The 1,244-nt window shown below is 48.6% G+C and carries 1 protein-coding gene; it reads left to right on the top strand.

Features of this window, described 5'->3' with window-relative positions; translation table 11 throughout:
- Window positions 1-70: 70 nt before the first annotated feature.
- The gene (locus M4I36_RS16205) at window positions 71-1,216 is read left to right on the top strand and encodes an IS630 family transposase (RefSeq protein WP_258112803.1); all 1,146 of its coding nucleotides are present in this window, start codon (window positions 71-73) and stop codon (window positions 1,214-1,216) included.
- Window positions 1,217-1,244 lie beyond the last annotated feature (28 nt).

Here is a 1,244-nt window from a genome sequence, read left to right as displayed (position 1 = left end):
CTAGTAGATCGTTTCTTAAATCTCGTAATTTTCTACGAGTTTGGTATCCTTGTCTTAGGAGGGGATACCAATGGCCAACCGCCGTCACAAACCAATGCTGGTGTTGTCAGATGAGGAACGTTTGTCGTTACAAAAGATTGCTCAATCAAGAACCGAACAGGTTCGGCGAGTGGAACGGGCACAAATGCTGCTTCACTTGGCAACCGGTGCATCGGTTCGCAGTGTTGCGGCGGCAATGGGAACCAATGCGGTCAAGGTGCATCGCTGCCTGAACAAGGCTCTCGAATTCGGAGTTACGGCCGCTCTCGATGACTTGCCTCGTTCTGGGCGTCCCGCTGAGATCACGTCGGAAGCTCAGGCCTGGATTATTTCTCTGGCATGTCAGAAGCCGAAAGAAATCGGTTATTCGTATGAACTCTGGACGGTTCGCTTGTTAGCAAAACACATTCAGGAGAACGCGGTGAAAGCCGGTCACCCGAGTGTTGTAAAGATCAGTGCTGGCACCATATCGAAGATGCTGTCTGCGCACGATGTCAAGCCCCATAAAGTACGGTATTACTTAGAGAAGCGGGATGCGGATTTTGACGAAAAAATGGCCCAAGTGCTGTGCGTATATGAGCAGGTGCAGTTCATGTTAGATGAAAAGGAGAATGCGTTTTACACGGTTACGACAGTGTCATACGATGAGAAACCCGGTATTCAAGCAATTGGAACGACGGCCCCGGACTTGCCTCCGGAACCTGGAAAGCATCCAGCGATAGGCCGGGACCATGAGTACATTCGATACGGAACTCTTAGCCTCCTAGCTGGGATTGATTTAATGACGGGTGAGGTCATTGGTAGTGTGGAGGAAAGGCACCGCAGTCGAGAGTTTGTCTCGTTCCTCCAAAAGCTTGACGCCCACTATCCACCAGAATGGAAGATTCAAATCATCCTTGATAATCATTCGGCACATACATCAAAAGAAACGAAGGCATATCTCGAGACCGTACCGAACCGCTTTGCATTCATCTTTACACCGAAACACGCTTCCTGGTTGAACATTATTGAATCATTTTTTGCCAAGATGACAAAGAGCATGTTGCGACACATCCGAGTATCGTCCAAGGAAGAACTCCGACAGCGGATTGAATTGTACTTACAGGAAGTCAATCACAGCCCTGTGAAGTTTCAGTGGAGATACGGTATTGGGTCGGATACCCGCAAGCTGAGTTAGTGACGATATTTTGGAAACTCTGTACTAG

This window comes from Alicyclobacillus sp. SP_1 (assembly GCF_024706985.1).
In the GTDB taxonomy this organism is placed as follows: Bacteria; Bacillota; Bacilli; order Alicyclobacillales; family Alicyclobacillaceae; genus Alicyclobacillus_I.
Note: the sequence above shows the minus strand (reverse complement) of the source record. Positions and strands in the feature narration are given on the sequence as shown.

Excerpts from the sequence above, each read along its gene's own strand:
- M4I36_RS16205 (WP_258112803.1), top strand. The coding sequence starts at position 71 with ATGGCCAACCGCCGTCACAAACCAATGCTGGTGTTGTCAGATGAGGAA.